Source organism: Paenibacillus sp. FSL H7-0756 (assembly GCF_038006765.1).
Classification (GTDB): Bacteria; Bacillota; Bacilli; order Paenibacillales; family Paenibacillaceae; genus Paenibacillus_AQ.
Genome location: NZ_JBBOVT010000001.1, coordinates 2,600,969 through 2,619,832 on the forward strand (window position 1 = coordinate 2,600,969; position 18,864 = coordinate 2,619,832).

At 52.4% G+C, this 18,864-nt stretch carries 11 protein-coding genes; 9 read left to right on the plus strand and 2 right to left on the minus strand.

Going from position 1 to position 18,864, the window contains the following annotated elements; all coding sequences use genetic code 11:
* Positions 1-312: 312 nt before the first annotated feature.
* Positions 313-2,328, minus strand: a complete 2,016-nt coding sequence (locus NST04_RS11535; protein ID WP_341184344.1) for a methyl-accepting chemotaxis protein — start codon at positions 2,326-2,328, stop codon at positions 313-315.
* A 608-nt stretch (positions 2,329-2,936) separates the two neighbouring features.
* On the opposite strand from NST04_RS11535, the gene NST04_RS11540 reads away from it, so the two are divergent.
* From NST04_RS11540 to NST04_RS11555, 4 genes are all read left to right on the plus strand, one after another.
* Positions 2,937-3,227 (plus strand): CD3324 family protein, encoded by a 291-nt coding sequence (locus tag NST04_RS11540; RefSeq protein WP_036690524.1) that lies wholly within the window; start codon positions 2,937-2,939, stop codon positions 3,225-3,227.
* Positions 3,228-3,405: 178 nt separating this feature from the next.
* Positions 3,406-4,710, plus strand: coding sequence for a replication-associated recombination protein A (locus NST04_RS11545; RefSeq protein WP_341184345.1), 1,305 nt, complete (start codon positions 3,406-3,408; stop codon positions 4,708-4,710).
* Between the two features lie 884 nt (positions 4,711-5,594).
* Positions 5,595-8,330 (plus strand): glycoside hydrolase family 9 protein, encoded by a 2,736-nt coding sequence (locus NST04_RS11550; protein WP_341184346.1) that lies wholly within the window; start codon positions 5,595-5,597, stop codon positions 8,328-8,330.
* A 36-nt stretch (positions 8,331-8,366) separates the two neighbouring features.
* Positions 8,367-11,273 carry a glycoside hydrolase family 48 protein gene (locus tag NST04_RS11555; protein ID WP_341185225.1) on the plus strand — a complete coding sequence of 969 codons (2,907 nt, stop codon included), beginning with the start codon at positions 8,367-8,369 and terminating at the stop codon, positions 11,271-11,273.
* Between the two features lie 371 nt (positions 11,274-11,644).
* Here the strand turns inward: NST04_RS11555 and mnmA are convergent, their stop codons facing one another.
* The gene (gene mnmA / locus NST04_RS11560) at positions 11,645-12,766 is read right to left on the minus strand and encodes a tRNA 2-thiouridine(34) synthase MnmA (protein ID WP_341184347.1); all 1,122 of its coding nucleotides are present in this window, start codon (positions 12,764-12,766) and stop codon (positions 11,645-11,647) included.
* A 321-nt stretch (positions 12,767-13,087) separates the two neighbouring features.
* On the opposite strand from mnmA, the gene cymR reads away from it, so the two are divergent.
* From cymR to NST04_RS11585, 5 genes are all read left to right on the plus strand, one after another.
* Positions 13,088-13,507: a cysteine metabolism transcriptional regulator CymR gene (gene cymR / locus NST04_RS11565; RefSeq protein ID WP_173128615.1), complete on the plus strand. Its 420-nt coding sequence runs from the start codon at positions 13,088-13,090 to the stop codon at positions 13,505-13,507.
* A 587-nt stretch (positions 13,508-14,094) separates the two neighbouring features.
* On the plus strand, positions 14,095-14,772 hold the full coding sequence (locus NST04_RS11570; protein ID WP_341184348.1) for a response regulator transcription factor: 678 nt from the start codon (positions 14,095-14,097) through the stop codon (positions 14,770-14,772).
* Complete coding sequence (locus NST04_RS11575) at positions 14,769-16,586, plus strand: sensor histidine kinase (protein WP_341184349.1); 1,818 nt, start codon at positions 14,769-14,771, stop codon at positions 16,584-16,586. Before NST04_RS11570 ends, NST04_RS11575 begins: the two co-directional genes overlap by 4 nt.
* Positions 16,587-16,735: 149 nt before the next feature.
* Entirely contained in the window at positions 16,736-17,422 is a 687-nt protein-coding gene (locus NST04_RS11580; protein WP_341184350.1) for a GDSL-type esterase/lipase family protein, read from the plus strand.
* A 35-nt stretch (positions 17,423-17,457) separates the two neighbouring features.
* Complete coding sequence (locus tag NST04_RS11585) at positions 17,458-18,864, plus strand: MBOAT family O-acyltransferase (protein ID WP_341184351.1); 1,407 nt, start codon at positions 17,458-17,460, stop codon at positions 18,862-18,864.

Consider the following 18,864-nt stretch of genomic DNA (forward strand, 5'->3'; position numbering starts at 1 on the left):
CGATGCGCCAATGAGCGCAAAGGAAAGTTCGGCTCCTTGCGGACTGTAGCGCCCTTATTTTCAGGAAAACGCCACTTTTGGAGCTGTAACGGACCGTAGCGCCTTTATTGTCTCTGTAATCGATGCTTATGAGCGGAATATCGGCTGATAAGGTCCATGGTGTCCGTAACTTTGCCCAATCATGACCTTCATCTCAAATAAGCGCTCCTCAGTCCGTAACGATCGGCGGAGTTTCCCTGATTGAAGACAAAAAGCAGCGATTCTCCTTTATTGGAGGATCGCTGCTTTGCATTTTGGGGCGCTTCTGTATTATTAAGCCTTACCCTTCGCATCGAACTGGAACCGCTCCACCTGTCCCTGCATATCCGCAGCCATGCCGGAGAGCGCCGCAGAGGAGGATGTGATTTCCTCCATCGAAGCAAGCTGCTCCTCAGTAGCTGCGGTTACGCTCTGGAAGGAGTCGAGCGCTGCCCGGGCGATGGTGGCCATCTCCTGGACGGAGGCGGCTACTTCGGAGCTGCTGGCCGACATTTGCTCTGTAATGGCCGAGACCTCATGGATCTGCTCGCCGACCTGCCGGGTGGACTGCTCAATCTGCCGGAAGGCTTCGCTCGCCTCCACGGTAAGCGCCATGCCCTGCTCCACATCCTCTACCACCTTATGCTTCATCACATCATAAGCGCTGGCGATCAGGCCTACCATCTCAGAGATGGTCTCCTGAATCTGTCCGGCACTGCTATTCGTGGCCTCCGATAGCTTGCGCACTTCACCGGCAACCACGGCGAAGCCTCTGCCGTGTTCTCCGGCCCGGGCCGCTTCGATGCCGGCATTCAGCGACAGGAGGTTGGTCTGCTTGGCAATGGCGGAGATCGCCGTGCTGGTCTCTGCCACCCGGGTGCTTAAGCCGTTAAGCTCAGCGATCAGGGTGCCGGACTGCTGCACCGATTCGCGGATCGTTTTCATCTGCTGTAGCGCCTCCTGCATTCTGGAGCTGCCGGTTGCGACATCCGTTTCCGTAAGTATAGCGGCACTCACAATTGCTTCTGAAGCGGAAGCGATTTTCTGGATACCAGTGGACATCTCCTCCATCGTTGTAGCGACTTCGGCGGAAGCATACGCCTGGGTCTCCACGCCCCTGGTGGATTCCTCCACCAGCTCCGTCACATACTCGACTGCTTTGCTGTTCTCAGCCGTACTGGCTGTGAGCTGTTCACTGGCAGCGGCGAGCTGGCCGGAGGTCTCGGCAACCTCCTGTACCATGGTGCGCAGTGAAGAGACCATTTCATTGTAATTGCCGGCAAGCTGACCGATCTCATCCCTGCGGCTGGTCTGGACGAATTCATCCAGATGTCCTTCGCTTACCCGCTTGGCCGAACGGTTCAGGCGTTCTACCGGCCCGGTAATCCGGCGGATAATGAGGAAGGTAATCACTGCAGCAAGCAGCAGCGCGATCACGAGAACGATAGCTGATTTGTACAGAATCGGGTAGACCGCCTTCGTATATTCACTCTCCGGAAGCACTCCGGCCAAGGTGAAGCCGGTCAGCTCATTGGTAATGTAGTACCCGTCCATTTGCGTATCGGCTGCCGCATCCTTGTAGGAGATTTTACCCGCCGGACCTTGCTTGGTTCCAGCCGTCATTGCGCCTGTGGCTTCTGAAGCAATCTCTAGGGCAGGGTGGTAGATCACCTTGTTATTGCCGTCCAGGATGAAGACATATCCGCTATCGCCCAGGCTGACATTCTTCGCCAGCTCCATAAGCTCCTTCATACTGATGCTGATCGTAACCACACCCTTACCGTCCGGAAAAGCCTTGGAGACCGGCAGAATGTAGCTGTTCGTGACTTTGGAGAAAATAGGATCGATCACCGATGTTGTCTCCGGGGTCTTAAGTGCATCTATATACCAGTCGCGAATCCGGGGATCATAATTGTCCAGCTTGGAATCCGGCGCGAACATGTATTTCCCGTCCTCGTTGCCTATTGCCACGATATCTACTTCAGGATGCTCGAGTTTGAAGTTGTCGATCAGCTTGCGCAGCTGTGGAGAATGGTTCGTAAGCCCGGTGCTGCTCATCTCGTACGCCAGCTCATTCACTGCGGCACTCTCCAGCAGGATCAGCTGCGACAATGTTTTATCCAGGAGGTGGATGCTTGAACGTGTCGTGTCTTCCATTTTGGAGCGCAGCGCCGATTCTGAAGTTTGTGTCGATATGGCCACCAGAGCCAGCGAGGGCAGCACAATAGCTGTAATGATAAGCAGCATCAGTTCAGTTCTGAGCTTCGTGATACGGAATAGGTGCTTTCGGGTTTTTTTCGGTGTTGGCATGGAAGTTCCTCCTGAATTTCTGAATGGATGGCGGTTAAAATTTATTTCCATATCTCGAAGTAACTAGATATTTTAATATATATTTCGACAGGAATCGACTAAATAATTAGTATTTCGTCAAAAAAATAACTCGAATTCTTCTCAAACTACTCCCCGTTCCAGGTAGTACGCGCGCCAGCTTTTCAGGTGGAGAACGATTATAACTATTCTTGAACTTGTAACCCCGGGCGGCCTGTGGCTTAATAATAAGTGTCCGGCCGGGCAAGATTACTTCTGGAAGGAGGCTGAAGATATGTTTTCAGAATACGAGGTGGTTTCCGTCTAAGACGGAGACCTGTTTAAGGGGAGGCCGCGAGGCCTCCTTATGTATAACGAGCGGACACGAGCATATGTAATTCCGGTTCCTACAATATATAGAATGACACTGACCAAGTACTGACAGATCGCTGATCCATAATGAATGTAGACGATAACCGTAGGGTTTAATATAATGTATTTAGGTGATTTACCAAATTTGAGGAGAAGAAAGGAGGCAGGTGGAATGATTATTCTGAACAGCACAGTGATCGGACTGAACGGAACACACCTGTTGAAGGAGGAAATTGAACGTGAGTTACGTCAATGGAAAGGATGTGCTCCCCCCGGGGCTGCTCGAAGAGCTGCAGGGTTACATACAGGGTGAGCTGTTATACATCCCGAAGAAAGCGGAAGAACGGGTAAGATGGGGCGAGAACAGCGGCTCCCGGCAAGAGATTGCTGCCCGCAACGAAGAGATCTTCTGTAGTCACAGCAGCGGCTGCTCGGTGAACGAGCTGCAGAAGAGATATCATTTATCCGAAGAAAGCATCCGCAAGATCATTTCAAAAATGCGGCAAACGCGGCTGGCGATGAACCGCTAGTCTGGAACGTATATGAGTTCTAATTAACGTATATGAGTTCTAATTATAGAACAAAGAGCATGGCTCCCGCCGGTGGCGGCGGGGTCATGCTCTTTTTAACGGCCGGTGCAGGTATGGTATGATAGGAGAAGTGTATGTATTCTATCGAAATCTTAGATGATAGCAAGGAAGTGTAGGAATGGATTTATTCTCGCAGGGTGAAGATCAGGGAAGCGGACGGCTGCTTGCAGACCGGATGCGGCCCGGCAATCTGGATGAATATATCGGACAGGAGCATATTGTAGGCAAGGGCAAGCTGCTCCGCAGAGCGATTGAAGCGGATCAGGTCTCTTCTATCCTGCTCTACGGGCCTCCGGGCTGCGGCAAAACCACTCTGGCCCATATCATATCGCATCACACCCAAGGTGAATTCGTACGGCTGAATGCGGTGGAGGCTTCGGTGAAGGATGTGCGTGAGGTCATTGAACGCGCACAGAGCAATAAGGCGCTGTACGGCTCGAAGACGATTCTGTTCCTGGACGAGGTGCACCGCTTCAACAGCTCCCGCCAGGATGCGCTGCTGCCGGCCGTGGAGAAGGGGACGATTACCTTCATCGGTGCGACAACGGAGAATCCGTTCCATTATGTGAATGGAGCCCTGATGAGCCGCTCGACCTTATTCCAGCTGGAGTCCCTGACCAGCGAACATAGCCTGATTGCGATGAAGCGGGCGCTTGCTGACGATCAGCGGGGGCTCGGCTTCATGGACCTGAAGGCTGATGAAGACGCGCTGCTGCATATCGCCGCCATGGCGAACGGCGATATCCGCCGGGCCTTGAATGCTCTGGAGCTGGCGGCGATGACTACGGCGCCGGAGCGTGACGGCAGCGTGCATATTACGCTTGCGGTGGCGGAGGAGTCGATCCGCCGCCCGATTGTCAAAGCGGACGAGTCGACGCAGTACGATGTGCTATCCGCTTTTCACAAAAGCATCCGCGGCTCCAGTGACGCCGCCCTGTTCTGGTTCCTCTACGCGGTGGAGAAGCTGGGAATGGACCCGATGACCTTCATCCGCCGCCTGATCGCAGCCAGCAGTGAGGATATTGGCCTGGCGAACCCGCAGGCGATGGTCCAGGCGGTCAGTGCGCTGGATGCCTACCGTAATAACGGCTGGCCGGAGGCGAAGCTGAATATTGCGCAGGCGATTCTGTTCGCCGTAGAGAGCCCCAAATCAGACGGGGTAGTGACCGCTATCGCGAACGTCATGAACAGTCTGGAGGATCTGAAGTCGGCCGAGGTGCCGCTGCATTTGCGGGATACGCACTATAAAGGCGCGGCCCAATTGGGCCATGAGGGCTACCAGTACCCGCATAATTTTCCTGGCCATTATGTGAAGCAGGACTATTTGCCGAAGGCAATCGCCCGCAAGGTCTTCTATCAGGCCACCGAGCAGGGCAACGAGGCCAAGATCCGCCATAACCAGCAGCTGCGGCGCGGGCAGTAGGGCTTCGGTGAGAGCCCGCTCCGTCTGCTCCAGCCAACTACACATTTTACAAACAGAGAGCAGCCATTCTCCCTAACCGGAGGAGGCTGCTCTTTTTGACGTTGTAGGCTTCTGAGTAAATGGCGGGCTTGCTCGTTTGGGCTGCGTTTGCTGAATGTTCAGGCTTCGCTGGATGATTTACCTTGCCGAATGTCGGCTGGAAGGTGGAGGTCAAAAATGAAAGGGATAAATCCCTCTGAATCGGCTGGAAGTGGGCTGTATGAGCAAATGAAAGGGATAAATCCCTCTGAATCGGCTGGAAGTAGGCTGTATGAGTAAATGAAAGGGATAAATCCCTCTGAATCAGCTGGAAGTGGGCTGTATGAGTAAATGAAAGGGATAAATCCCTCTGAATCGGCTGGAAGTGGGCTGTATGAGTAAATGAAAGGGATAAATCCCTTTGGTCCAGCCGAAGGTGGCAAGCTGAGCAATGAGGAGTACTAATGCCCCTGAATTCAACAAACACGAGCTAAACGAGCGAATGAGGAGCACTAGTGCGCCTCACTACTGGTGGCCTTATATGTAGTTGAATGGACTCCGTTAGGCGGCGTCAACTGTGCATTCCACCACCAATGGCTGACGCTGGAACGGTAAATATGATGAAAATGGAAATAATTTGACAAAAAACCGGTATCCTCAGAAAAATTTAATGTAAATATATAGAATTAATTTACTGTATGTGGTATATGTGTAGGTAGGGGTATTTTACCTTAATTTGTAAGATGGAGGTGGTATATGGAACGTGCCTAAATATGATGTCTAATTATGGACACTGGGGAGGTATTTGTGCGTGTCAGAGTCTTGACGGACTGAAAAAGCAAGAAAACGAAGGGAGATGAGCAAGAATGAGTCAAAGTAAACGGAAGACCGGCTGTATCGCTTCACTAAGCCTGATGTTGGCCTTCACCATTGGTTCAGGGACGGCTGTCCGCCCGTCTGTCGCCGAAGCGGCAAGCGCCGGATTTAATTATGCAGAGGCACTGCAGAAATCGATCTATTTCTACGAGGCCCAGCGTTCGGGTGAGCTGCCGGCGGATAACCGCGTGGAATGGAGAGGCGACTCGGGGCTGCAGGATGGTGCCGATGTCGGCCATGACCTGACGGGAGGCTGGTACGACGCAGGGGATCATGTCAAATTCGGTTTTCCTATGGCGTATACTGCGACCATGCTGGCATGGTCGGTCTATGAATACAAGGATGGTTACGTGCAGTCCGGGCAGCTTGATGAGATTCTGGACAATATCCGCTGGGCTACAGACTATTTTGTGAAAGCGCATACTGCGCCGAATGAGCTGTGGGGACAGGTAGGTAACGGCACGGCGGACCATAACTGGTGGGGACCGGCGGAGGTCATGCCTATGGCGCGCCCGGCCTACAAAATTGATGCTGCACATCCCGGCTCGGATCTGGCTGGTGAGACTGCCGCCGCCCTTGCCTCGGCTTCCATTATTTTCAGGGATTCAGATCCCGTTTATGCGGACAAGCTCCTGCTGCATGCCAAGCAATTATACAATTTTGCCGATACGTACCGGGGGGCTTACTCCGATACCATCACTGACGCCAAGCAGTATTACAATTCATGGAGCAGCTATGCCGATGAATTAAGCTGGGGCGGTGTCTGGCTATACCTGGCGACCGGTGAGCAGACCTATCTGGACAAGGCGGTTGCCGCCAGTGATCTGTGGGGCACCAACCAGGCCGGTGACTGGGGCTACCAATGGACCCAATCCTGGGATGACAAGCATTATGGGGCACAACTGCTGCTGTCCCGCATCACTGAGGACCCCAAGTTCATCCAGTCCACGGAACGCAATATGCAGTTTTGGACGACTGGAGTTAACGGCACCTCTGACCGGGTAACGTATACTCCAGGCGGGCTGGCCCATCTGGATCAATGGGGGGCGCTGCGGTATGCAGCCAACCATGCTTTCCTTGCTTTTGTCTATGCAGACTGGGTTACTGATCCGGTGAAAAAGAATACCGCCCAAGCCTTCGCAGAGCGCCAGATTAACTATATGCTGGGGGACAATCCGCGAAATAGCAGCTATGTCATCGGCTTCGGCGCGAATGCACCTGAGCATCCTCACCACCGCACCTCACACGGCTCCTGGAGCGACAGCCAGACTACTCCGGCCAACCACCGGCATGTGCTCTACGGCGCACTTGTTGGCGGACCCTCCAAGACCGATGCTTACACCGATGCGATCAGCGATTATGTCTCGAATGAAGTTGCAACCGATTACAATTCGGCCTTTACCGGCGCTCTGGCCCGGATGATGATGCTTCACGGACAGGGGCAGAGCCCGCTTGCGAACTTCCCGCCGGCCGAAACGCGTGAGGATGAGATGTTCACGGAGACTTCCGTGAATGCCAGCGGCAGCAATTTTGTGGAGATCCGCGCGGTCCTCAATAACCGTTCCGCATGGCCTGCCCGCTCGAGCAGCCAGCTGTCCTTCAACTATTATCTGGACATCAGCGAGGCTGTTGCTGCGGGATATGGTCCCGGCGATATCACGGTTAAGGCCGGAGGCTATAACCAGGGAGCCACTGTCTCGCAGCTGCTGCCTTACGATGAAGCGAACCATATCTACTACACCAAAGTAGATTTCTCCGGCACCCCGATCTATCCGGGAGGACAGTCTGCTTACCGCAAAGAGGTTCAGTTCCGCATTGCCGGACCGCTGAACACCACGTTCTGGGACAACAGCAATGACTTCTCCTTCAAGGGAGTGGCCGCGAATGCTTCAGCGGCAACGAAGAACCCTTATATCCCGGTATACGATGCAGGTGTCAAAGTGTACGGGGAGCTGCCTTCCGGCGGCGGAACGCCAGGTGAACCGCAGGTTCCGGGACGTCCGTCGGGCCTCCAGGCTGAGCCCGGCAACGCCAGCGTAGCTTTGAGCTGGAATGCAGTCAGCGGTGCAACGTCGTATACCGTCAAACGCTCTCTGGTGAGCGGCGGACCGTACACTACAGTGGGTACGTCTACTTCAGCAGTCTACAGCGACAGCGGACTAACGAACGGAGTGGACTATTATTATGTGGTAACCGCTTCAAACAGCGTAGGGGAGAGTACAGCGTCTGTACAGGTGAGCGCCAAGCCGCGCGAGATTACAGTGCCTGCCGGCGCTCTGCGTGTGCAGTACCGCACCAATGATACCAGTCCCGGGGATTCGCAGATCCGCAGCCAGTTCCGGATTATCAATACAGGAACCGAGGCCATTCCGCTCAGCGGTCTGAAGCTGCGTTACTATTATACTGTTGACGGGGACAAGCCGCAGGAATTCCACTGTGATTACGCCCAGGTCGGCAGCGGCAACGTGAGCGGAACCTTCGGGAAGCTGAGTGCGCCTACGGCACTGGCTGATTCGTATTTGGAGATTTCTTTTGCGGCAGGAGCAGGAAGCCTGGCGCCAGGGGCAGACAGCGGGGAAATTCAAGTGCGCTTCAACAAGTCCGATTGGACGGCCTACAATGAGAGCAATGACTATTCCTATGGCGGTACCCAGCAGACCTTCGCGGATTGGAACAAAGTCACCCTGTACCGTGGAGGAACACTTGTCTGGGGCCTCGAACCCTAAACCATACCAGAGAGGAAGTATGCCGAAATGATGAAGATGAAGCTACGTTCATTCAAGAAACCGGCCTCCATAGTCATGACTGCTGTTCTGACCCTTTCCCTCACCAGCGGAATCTTAAACTTCAGCCCGGGAACCGCCAAGGCGGCATCGGTGGAGAAGACCCGATTCCTGCAATTGTATGACCAGCTGAAGGACCCGGCCAGCGGGTATTTCTCGGCTGAAGGTATCCCGTATCATGCGGTAGAGACCCTGCTCAGCGAGGCGCCCAACTATGGGCATATGACTACCTCCGAAGCCTATAGCTACTGGATGTGGCTTGAAGTGCTGTACGGCCATAACACCGGGGACTGGAGCAAGCTCGAATCCGCCTGGGACAACATGGAGAAATACATCATTCCGATTAATGAAGGCGACGGTGTGCAGGAGCAGCCGACGATGAGCAGCTACAACCCGAACAGCCCGGCCACCTACGCCTCGGAGCTTCCTCAGCCGGATCAGTATCCAAGCGCACTGAACGGCAAGTACACGCCGGGTAAGGACCCGCTCGATGCAGAGCTGAAGGCCACCTACGGCAATAACCAGACTTATCTGATGCACTGGCTGGTGGATGTGGACAACTGGTATGGGTTCGGCAACCTGCTGAATCCTAATCATACCGCCAGCTATGTGAACACCTTCCAGCGAGGCGTGCAGGAATCGGTGTGGGAGGCGGTCTCCCATCCTTCACAGGATAACAAGACCTTCGGCAAGCCGAATGAAGGCTTCATGAGCCTGTTCACCAAGGAAAATAGTGCGCCTTCCGCGCAGTGGCGTTACACGAATGCTACGGACGCCGATGCACGCGCTGTGCAGGCTATGTACTGGGCCAAGGATCTCGGTTATACCAATACGGTCTATCTGAACAAAGCCAAGAAAATGGGCGACTTCCTCCGTTACGGTATGTATGATAAGTACTTCCAGAAGGTCGGCAGTGCGGCTAACGGTTCGCCTCAGCCGGGAACCGGCAAGGATTCCAACCAGTACCTGATGGCCTGGTATACCTCCTGGGGCGGCGGTCTGGGCAGCGGCGGAGACTGGGCCTGGAGAATCGGTGCGAGCCATGCGCACCAAGGGTACCAGAATGTGGTTGCAGCCTATGCGCTGTCCACAGCAACCGCAGGGCTGGTTCCATCCTCCGCAACAGCCGGAACGGATTGGAGCAAATCGCTGACCCGCCAATTGGAATTCTACAACTGGCTGCAATCCTCTGAAGGAGCGATTGCAGGCGGTGCCACCAATAGCTATGGCGGTTCGTACAGCGCTTATCCTGCCGGAGCCAGCACGTTCTACGGCATGCTCTACGATGAGGCGCCTGTCTATCAGGACCCGCCATCCAACAACTGGTTCGGGATGCAGTCCTGGAGTATGGAACGCGTAGCAGAGCTGTATTATATCCTGGCTTCCAGCGGGGATACCACCTCGGATAATTTCAAAATGGCCAAACGGGTCATCGAGAATTGGATAGACTGGTCTTCAGATTATGCTTTTGTAGGCAGCCGTCCTGTATCGGATACCGCCGGCTATTATCTGGATCAGCAGGGCAACCGGATTCTGGGCGGAGCCAACCCGCAGGTGGCTACCGTGTCTGCACCGGGCGAATTCTGGATTCCGGGCAATGTGGAATGGCACGGCCAGCCGGATACCTGGAACGGCTTCAGCACTTTTAACGGCAACAGCAGCCTGAAGGCAGTAACGAAAGACCCGGGGCAGGATACCGGCGTGCTGGGCAGCTATATCAAAGCCCTCACGTTCTTCGCCGCAGGGAACAAAGCAGAGCACGGCAACTACACTGCGCTCGGCGGAACCGCTTCGCAGCTGGCTAAGTCCATGCTGGATACCGCCTGGGGCTACAATGACGGACTTGGAATCACCACTCTGGAGAAGCGTGCCGATTATTTCCGGTTCTTCACCAAAGAGGTCTATTTCCCGGCAGGCTGGAGCGGTACCTTCGGCCAGGGCAATACCATTCCGGGGAACGCGACAGTTCCATCTGACCCGGCTAAGGGCGGCAATGGAGTGTATGCGAGCTACACCGATATTCTCCCGGATATCAAAAATGATCCCAAGTGGAGTTATCTCGAAGACAAATACAACACTTCCTACAATAAAACCACCAAAACCTGGGACAATGGCGCACCTGAGTTCACCTATCACCGCTTCTGGTCTCAGGTGGATATGGCTACGGCCTATGCCGAGTATGACCGGCTGATTAATAACGGCAGCGGCCCTATGCCGACAGCTCCCCCTACAACCACGCCAACGGCTACTCCGACAGCAACACCAACCGCTACACCGACAACAGTGCCAACAGCTACACCGACAGTAGCGCCGACGGCTACACCGACAGTTGCACCAACCGCTACACCGACAGTAGCGCCAACAGCTACACCGACAACAGCGCCAACCGCTACACCGACAGTCGCACCAACCGCTACGCCTGCCGTAGGGAATTTGGTCGTTCAATACCGTACAACGGATACGAACGCCACAGATCCGCAGTTCCGTCCGCAACTGCGGATTGTCAATAACGGGACCACAGCGGTAGACCTCAGCAAGGTTAAGGTACGGTATTACTACACGATTGACGGCGAGCGGGCACAGCAGTTCAATGTCGATTATGCAGCCCTCGGGGGCAGCAATGTGCTGGGCAGCTTCGTGAAGCTTGATTCTGCAGTTACAGGCGCAGACCATTATCTGGAGATCTCCTTCAGCGCCGGCGCTGGCAGTCTGGCAGCAGGTGCGAATACCGGCGAGATTCAACTGCGCATTAACAAGACCGACTGGAGCAATTACAATGAGGCTGACGATTACTCCTATGATGCAACCAAAACGTCTTTCACAGACTGGAACCGGGTGCCGCTGTATCTGAACGGTGTACTGGTCTGGGGCGTTCAGCCGCAATAAGGCTGCCATCCTGTGAGTCAGCCCCGGCGTGACTCTGTATCCTGACCAATCAACGACGAAGAACCTTCAATTCCACGCGCTGTGGTTTGAAGGTTCTTTTTTGAATGTACTAAGAAGCATGTAGACGAAAAACCGATCACATTGGGCTCGGCGAAGGCGCATGAGCCCAATGTAGACGGAAAACCGATCACATTGGGCTCAGCGAAGGCGCGTGAGCCAAATGTAGACGGAAAACCGATCACAATGTGCCGGGCGAAGGCGCGTGGGCCAAATGTAAACGGAAAACCGATCACATTAGATTGAGCACCACGCCACTGTTCACCCATTAGGAAGTTTTTCTTTATTAGGGTAGCTCTCTGGAATGGACGCAATCAGACCTGCGCCAGCGGCACAACCTTATCGGCCGTCTCAATCGTTCCGCCGCCGAGGCAGGTGTCGCCCAGATAGAACACGACGGCTTGTCCGGGCGTAATCGCCTTTTGCTGAACGTCAAAGGCCACATGCACCGTACCGTCCGGCTGCTTCGTCAGGGTAACGCCCTGATCCGGCTGCCGGTAGCGGAACTTGGCCGTACATTTGAGCGGCTCATCGCCAAGGGTGTCCGGATCAATCCAGTTAACACCGGAGGCGATGAGGCTGGTTGAGTATAGACTGACATGCTTCTCGCCCTGCACCACATAGAGGGTATTAGTCGTCAGATCCTTCTCGGCTACGAACCAGGGTTCGCCTGTACCGGAGCCACCGATACCAAGGCCCTGGCGCTGGCCCAGCGTGTAGTACATGAGGCCGTCATGGCGGCCCTTCACTTCGCCGGTAGCGACATCGACCATATTGCCTGACTGCGCTGGCAGGTACTGGCTTAGGAACTCGCGGAAATTGCGTTCGCCGATGAAACAGACGCCGGTGCTGTCTTTTTTCTTCGCGGTATAGAGTCCGGCTTCTTCGGCAATCCGGCGTACCTCCGGCTTCGGCAGATGTCCGATCGGGAACATGGCCTTCGAGAGCTGGTACTGGTTCAGCGCATTGAGGAAATACGTCTGGTCCTTGTTGTTGTCCACGCCGCGCAGGAGCTTGAACAGTCCGTCTTCTTGCACGACCCGGGCGTAATGCCCCGTAGCGACATAATCTGCGCCAAGCTGCAGCGCCTTGTTCAGGAATTCGCCGAACTTGATCTCACGGTTGCACATCACATCCGGATTCGGGGTCCGGCCAGCCTTATATTCTTCAAGGAAATAGGAAAAGACTTTATCAAAGTATTCCTTCTCGAAATTAACGGTATAGTAAGGAATATCGATCTGCTCGCAGACGCGGCGGACATCCTCGGCATCGGTCTCGGCCGTACATACGCCGAACTCGTCGGTATCATCCCAATTCTTCATGAAGATGCCGATGACGTCATACCCCTGCTGCTTCAGCAGCAGCGCTGTAACAGAGGAATCCACACCGCCCGACATCCCGACGACGACCCGGATATCCTGATTAGCTTTTGTCATCGTGATCACCATTTTCTGTACACAAAATACCGGCGTTCTCACTGAACACCCGGCTCATTGTGTATTATAACATACCTGTCTACCCCAAACGAGGACACCTGGGCTATAAAATATAGCGAAAAACAGTCCGAAATTGACAATTTGTCCACCAGTGGCGAACAAAATCGCGAATTATTACCGTTTGCTGTTCCAAATGTATCTATAGATATGATAACATAAGCTGAGAGCAGACATCGGAATACGTTGATATGACATATCGCATGTCCAGTCACGCTGAATAGCCACAGGCAGAACCAGCAACTATACGAAAGAGGTGCCCCTTTGAAAATATCAACCAAAGGACGTTACGGATTAACCATTATGATGGAGCTTGCCCTGAAATTCGGCGAGGGGCCTACATCACTTAAGAGCATCGCCGAGAAAAACGGACTGTCCGAGCATTACCTGGAGCAGCTCATCGCCCCGCTGCGTAATGCAGGCCTCGTGAAGAGCATACGCGGAGCCTATGGCGGTTATATTCTGTCCCGCGAGACCAGCACCATTACCGCCGGAGATATCATCCGCGTCCTGGAAGGCCCGATCTCCCCGGTAGACTTCACCGAAGAAGACGACCCGGCCAAGCGCGACCTCTGGCTGCGCATCCGCGACAGCATCGCGGACGTTCTGGACTCCACCACACTATCTGACCTGATTAACTTCAAGGAAGAGAGCCAGGCGGATAATTATATGTTTTATATTTAACAGGGGACTGAAACCTGTTGATTTCAAAGGGATTGTCTAAAAGGGTTACCCGCAAATTACCCGCATGTGGGCGGTTAGTAATGAGACATGTGGGCGGCGCAGACTGTGCGGTGTAAGATTAGCGGGGAGCCCTGCTTTTCAAGCACCGCACTCAATCACGAGTCTTCAATTATGGAGGGCTCTTTTTTTGCGTTGAAAAAGCCCAGCTTATTCACTGGGCCTATCCTTCTTCATATGGTAAGCCTTGGCCGCTTCCTTTCGCTCCAACAGATCAGAGTAAATTATAGCGTTTTGTTTGACGAATATAAATTAAATATTGGAATTAGTCTGGTCATCTGATCGGGCTTTTTCGTACTTCAAGAACAAAACATGGGGAGCTTTTTTCATACCGTCCTTTTGATATTAAGGCGCAAGTTCCCGCAGCAAAGTAAATTCCCCATCGTATGGGGTTCTGGACAGCCGTTATCCACTTAATCTCCAATCCATCTGCATATGATCTTTATCTATATAGGGTAACCTTATTGTATACTTTGGTAGTTCTATGAGTTTTGCGTTCCCGGTTGTACAAAAAAGTGTGAGGTTATGATATGTCAAAAACAATATTGATTGTGGAAGATGAAGATATTTTGCGTGAAATTATGAAGGATTATCTGCTTGAAGAGGGGTATCGCGTGATTGAAGCTATCGACGGGAAGCAGGCGATCTCGTTATTTCAGGAGCATGAGGTGGACTTGATTTTGCTGGACATCATGTTGCCGGAATTGGATGGATGGTCCGTGTGCAGGCGAATCCGTAAGACGTCAAATGTGCCGATTATCATACTGACGGCCCGTTCGGATGAGGACGATACGTTGCTGGGGTTCGAACTTGGCGCTGACGACTACGTTACGAAGCCTTACCGCCCGCTCATTCTGTTGGCACGGGCCAAGCGGCTGCTAGAGAGCAGGCATACCAGCGGGCATGACAGCGACACGTTGTCCGGCGGAGGCATTTCAATCCATTTTCCATCCCGGACCGTTACGGTTGACGGCACCAGCTCCGGTCTAACGCATACGGAATTCGAAATATTAGCCTATCTGTTGCAAAACAAAGGGATCATTATCAGCAGAGAGCAACTGATTACGAAAATTTGGGGATATGATTTCGCAGGCGATGATCGCACGGTCAACAGCCATATGCGCAATTTGCGTTCCAAGCTGGGGGAACATGCCAAGCAGATTGTTACGGTTGTGCGTTCAGGATATAAATTTGAGGAAGAGCTATGAAAAAGGGGATTGTGCTTAAACTGTTCCTGCTGACAGCGGGCTTGTGCCTGTTCCTGATCGCCGTTATTTTCATCTTGCAGACCGTATTTTTTAAACAGTTCTATGTTCATCAGAAAATGAAGGACGTTAACGCGGCGGTTCAGGCTTATGAACAGGACTACCTGAATCATGCCTCGAACACGCAGGAGATGGCCAGGCTGGAGCAGGACTTTTTTCAAAAGCATAACACCTGGATCACGGCTTTGGACACCCGCGGAAATGTAAAATATGCCGATGATTTCTTCATGGAAATTAAGCTGGAACCTTCGGAAGAACCGGCGCTTTCCGGTAAAACGATAACCGTACCTTTATACAGTTTTATCAGCGTGGAGGACTTCAGCAGCAATCGAACGTTCCTCACTCCCTGGATTGAAGAAGGGGGAGCGATCGCAATAGAAGGCTTGATCATGAACAACCAGCCAGTGATCCAGCGGATGGGCAGGAACCCTTCCAATCTGAGAGATGAGAGCCGGCTGGAGAATCATCAGATGGTAAGCAAAGAGTACGAGGTCCTCGAACAAACGGACGCGGTCCAATATCGGGAGCAATATTCCACCTTTCTGGTCAAAGGAACGATTACGAAAGTTCGGATACCGGAAGGGGCCGGAGTCTCGCGTTACACCAATCACCTGTTCCTCGAACGCATCAAAGCTTTCCAGGCGGATCTATTGTACGGCGACTTTAAGGAGGGCGCCAACGCAAAACAGATCATAGATGTTGAAGAAAATCACGTGAACTACAAAATTTTCGTGGACCGCACCCAAGATAGCGACGGAAATCCGGCCTACCTGTTCGCGATGACGTCACTGCAGCCTGTAAATGAAGCCGTAGGGATCATCAAAGACTACTACGTGTATATCGTTATTGTGACCTTGCTGCTCGCACTGCTCGCATCGTTCTACTACTCCCGTCAGATTGCCCGGCCGTTGCTGCGCATCAACCGTACCACGCGGCAAATGGCGGACCTCGATTTTTCGGAGAAAATTCCCGTCACAACGAAGGATGAAATCGGAGACTTGTCGGGCAGCATTAATGAGCTTTCTGAGCGCCTGCATTCCCATATCCTCCAGCTTGAACAGGACATCGAGAAGGAAAAGCAGTTGGAGCATACACGGAAAGAATTTATATCCGGCGTATCCCATGAGCTGAAGACTCCGTTAAGCGTCATTCAGAGCTGCCTTGCCATTTTGAATGACGGGGTTGCCAGCCATAAGCGGGATCACTATTTTGCGGCAATGGAAGACGAAGTCGGCCGGATGAATGTGCTGATTGGGGATATGCTGGAATTGGCCAAATATGAATCGGGTACATATAAAATGGACGTCGGTTCGTTCTATATCGATGCAGTCATCAAGCGGGTATATGCCAAATTAACGCCGGATTTTGCAGCCAAGCACTTGCTTCTCCACACTTCGCTTATCCCTGCCCAAGTCGAGGGGAACGAGCGTCGTATAGAGCAGGTCCTCGTCAATTTCCTTACCAACGCGATTTCGTATACGACGGAGCAAGAATCTATATTCGTAACCACTTCGGAAGAGAGGGACACCATTCAAATTAGTATCGAAAATAAAGGTGCCTATATCCCGGACGAGCAGCTGGAGAAAATTTGGGACCGTTTCTACCGCGGTGAAACCTCCCGCCACCGGTCAACCGGAGGGACGGGGCTTGGTCTTGCCATCTCCAAGAAAATTCTGGAGATGCACGGTGCGCCTTACGGCGTTAACAATACCTCCGATGGAGTGATGTTTTATTTTCAATTGAATAAAAAAGCGTAGAAATACGGAAAAAAGTGCAGACCCCGGTTCTGCGCTTTTTTTTGTTCTTTTTTGATACAGCATTGATTTGCTCTGCACTTGTTCTGCATCTCTCCCTGTTAATCTTTCTTTCAGAGAACCTAATTCTAAATAAAGAGAGGACAATATTCATGTTTAAAAAAATCATCTTAACGCTAGTTATAGGCAGTACCGCACTCACCTTGGCAGCATGCGGGAGTGGGCAAAATCCGCAAAACGTGACGTCTCAGCCACAGGTCAATGAAACAGCCCCCCCGGAGCAGCCAAACTCTATTTCCTATAAAACAATATTTAAGAACAGCGTATTTCTGGGAGATTCGATTACAGAGGCACTGTCTTACCATGACATTCTGGACGATGTCAATGTAGTGGCAGGTGCCGGAAAGACGGTTGAGCTGGCTCTTATCCGTGGAGATGTTGATAAGCTGACAGAGCGGAATCCGCAACATGTATTTATTATGCTGGGATCCGACGATATTCTATTGCCGCCGCAAATTACCGATAACCCTAAGCAGTATTCACTGAAGTTCTACGACCAATTGATCGACAGCATCAAGGAGAAGCTTCCGCAGGCATCCATAACGATTTTACCGGTTACGCCGGTTACACCGGAAGCGGAGAAAGTGGAACCACGCTACAAAAATATCGACGATTACAACCAGGGATTAAAAGAACTGGCGGGCAAAAAGCAGGCCGGATTTGCCGATTTATCCTCCATATTTGCGGACAGCACAACTTTTTATAGTTCGGACGGCATTCATTTTAAACCGGAATTTTATACACGTATGCTCGATTTGCTGAAAGACCGGGTGAAATAACATGCAGCCAGGTGAAGGTCTGGAGGTGACGGGGATTGGTCTTTAGCAGCCTTATATTTCTATTCCTCTTTCTGCCGGTCACCATGCTGATCTACTATCTCTCGCCTATGAGGATTAGAAATGCTGTTCTGCTCGGCGCAAGTCTGATCTTCTATGCATGGGGGGAGCCCATCTACATCTTCCTCATGATCTTCTCGACGGTATTCGATTATGTGAACGGAATCCTGATCGATAGATACAGGCATCGTAAAGTAATTGCACGGGGAGTTTTGATTCTGTCCATGATTGGCAGCCTGGGGATTCTTGGATTTTTTAAATACGCAGGTTTCGTGCTCGATAATATCAACTCGTTGTTCGACCTGCACTTGCAGGCAGCAGATCTTCCGCTTCCGGTGGGCATATCGTTCTACACGTTCCAGACGATGTCTTACATCATCGATGTTTACCGCAGGAAGATGCCTGTTCAGAAGAATCTGATCTCCTTCGGCGCCTACGTGACGATGTTTCCGCAGCTTGTAGCGGGACCGATCGTTAAATACGGAGACATTGCGGGGCAGCTCGTTAACCGCAAAGTGACGTTGGAGCGTTTTGGCGAAGGGGCGGAATTGTTTATCAGAGGGCTCGCCAAAAAAGTACTGCTTGCCAACAATATCGGTTTGCTGTGGGCAAGCAGTAAAGCGGTGCCTGCGGCGGAGCTGTCGGTTCTGTCCGCTTGGCTCGGCATTATCGCCTTTACGTTTCAAATCTATTTCGATTTCAGCGGATATTCGGATATGGCACGCGGTTTAGGTAAGATGATCGGGTTCGAATTTATGGAGAACTTCCACTATCCTTATACCTCCAAGAGTATTACGGAATTTTGGCGGAGGTGGCATATCTCGCTCGGGTCCTGGTTCCGTGAATATATCTACATCCCGCTTGGCGGCAATCGGGTAGGGAAGCTGAAACAGCTGCGAAACTTGGCGGTGGTATGGTTTATAACCGGATTGTGGCATGGAGCGAGCTGGAATTTTATCCTTTGGGGCTTGTATTTCGGTCTCTTTGTCACGCTTGAAAAGCTGATTCTCTTGAAACAGCTTCAGCGCTTGCCTGTCTTTGTAAGCCATGTCTACACCCTGATGATCGTGATCATCGGCTGGGTATTTTTCGAATTTGAACATTTGCCTGCAGCCCTGACCTTCATTGGAACGATGTTTGGCGCCGGGACACATGGATTCGCGGACAACCGGGCGCTCTACGATCTGTCGGCGAATGCTCTGCTGCTGCTGTTCTTGGCGGTTTGTGCCACGCCGTTTCCAAGCAAAGCACTGACCCGGTTCAGAACCAGATTTGCCCGGTTCGGCACGTTTGCCGCGCTTGCCATCTGCTTCATCTTCATCGTGGCCTCAACAGCATACCTGGTCAATGCAACGTACAATCCATTTTTATACTTTCGTTTTTGA

What these genes read in the sequence shown, in the direction of transcription:
- NST04_RS11545 (WP_341184345.1), top strand. Translation starts at nt 3,406, where the DNA reads ATGGATTTATTCTCGCAGGGTGAAGATCAGGGAAGCGGACGGCTGCTT.
- NST04_RS11555 (WP_341185225.1), top strand. Translation starts at nt 8,367, where the DNA reads ATGAAGCTACGTTCATTCAAGAAACCGGCCTCCATAGTCATGACTGCT.
- NST04_RS11535 (WP_341184344.1), bottom strand. Translation starts at nt 2,328, where the DNA reads ATGCCAACACCGAAAAAAACCCGAAAGCACCTATTCCGTATCACGAAG.
- NST04_RS11550 (WP_341184346.1), top strand. Translation starts at nt 5,595, where the DNA reads ATGAGTCAAAGTAAACGGAAGACCGGCTGTATCGCTTCACTAAGCCTG.
- NST04_RS11580 (WP_341184350.1), top strand. Translation starts at nt 16,736, where the DNA reads ATGTTTAAAAAAATCATCTTAACGCTAGTTATAGGCAGTACCGCACTC.
- NST04_RS11575 (WP_341184349.1), top strand. Translation starts at nt 14,769, where the DNA reads ATGAAAAAGGGGATTGTGCTTAAACTGTTCCTGCTGACAGCGGGCTTG.
- mnmA (WP_341184347.1), bottom strand. Translation starts at nt 12,766, where the DNA reads ATGACAAAAGCTAATCAGGATATCCGGGTCGTCGTCGGGATGTCGGGC.
- NST04_RS11570 (WP_341184348.1), top strand. Translation starts at nt 14,095, where the DNA reads ATGTCAAAAACAATATTGATTGTGGAAGATGAAGATATTTTGCGTGAA.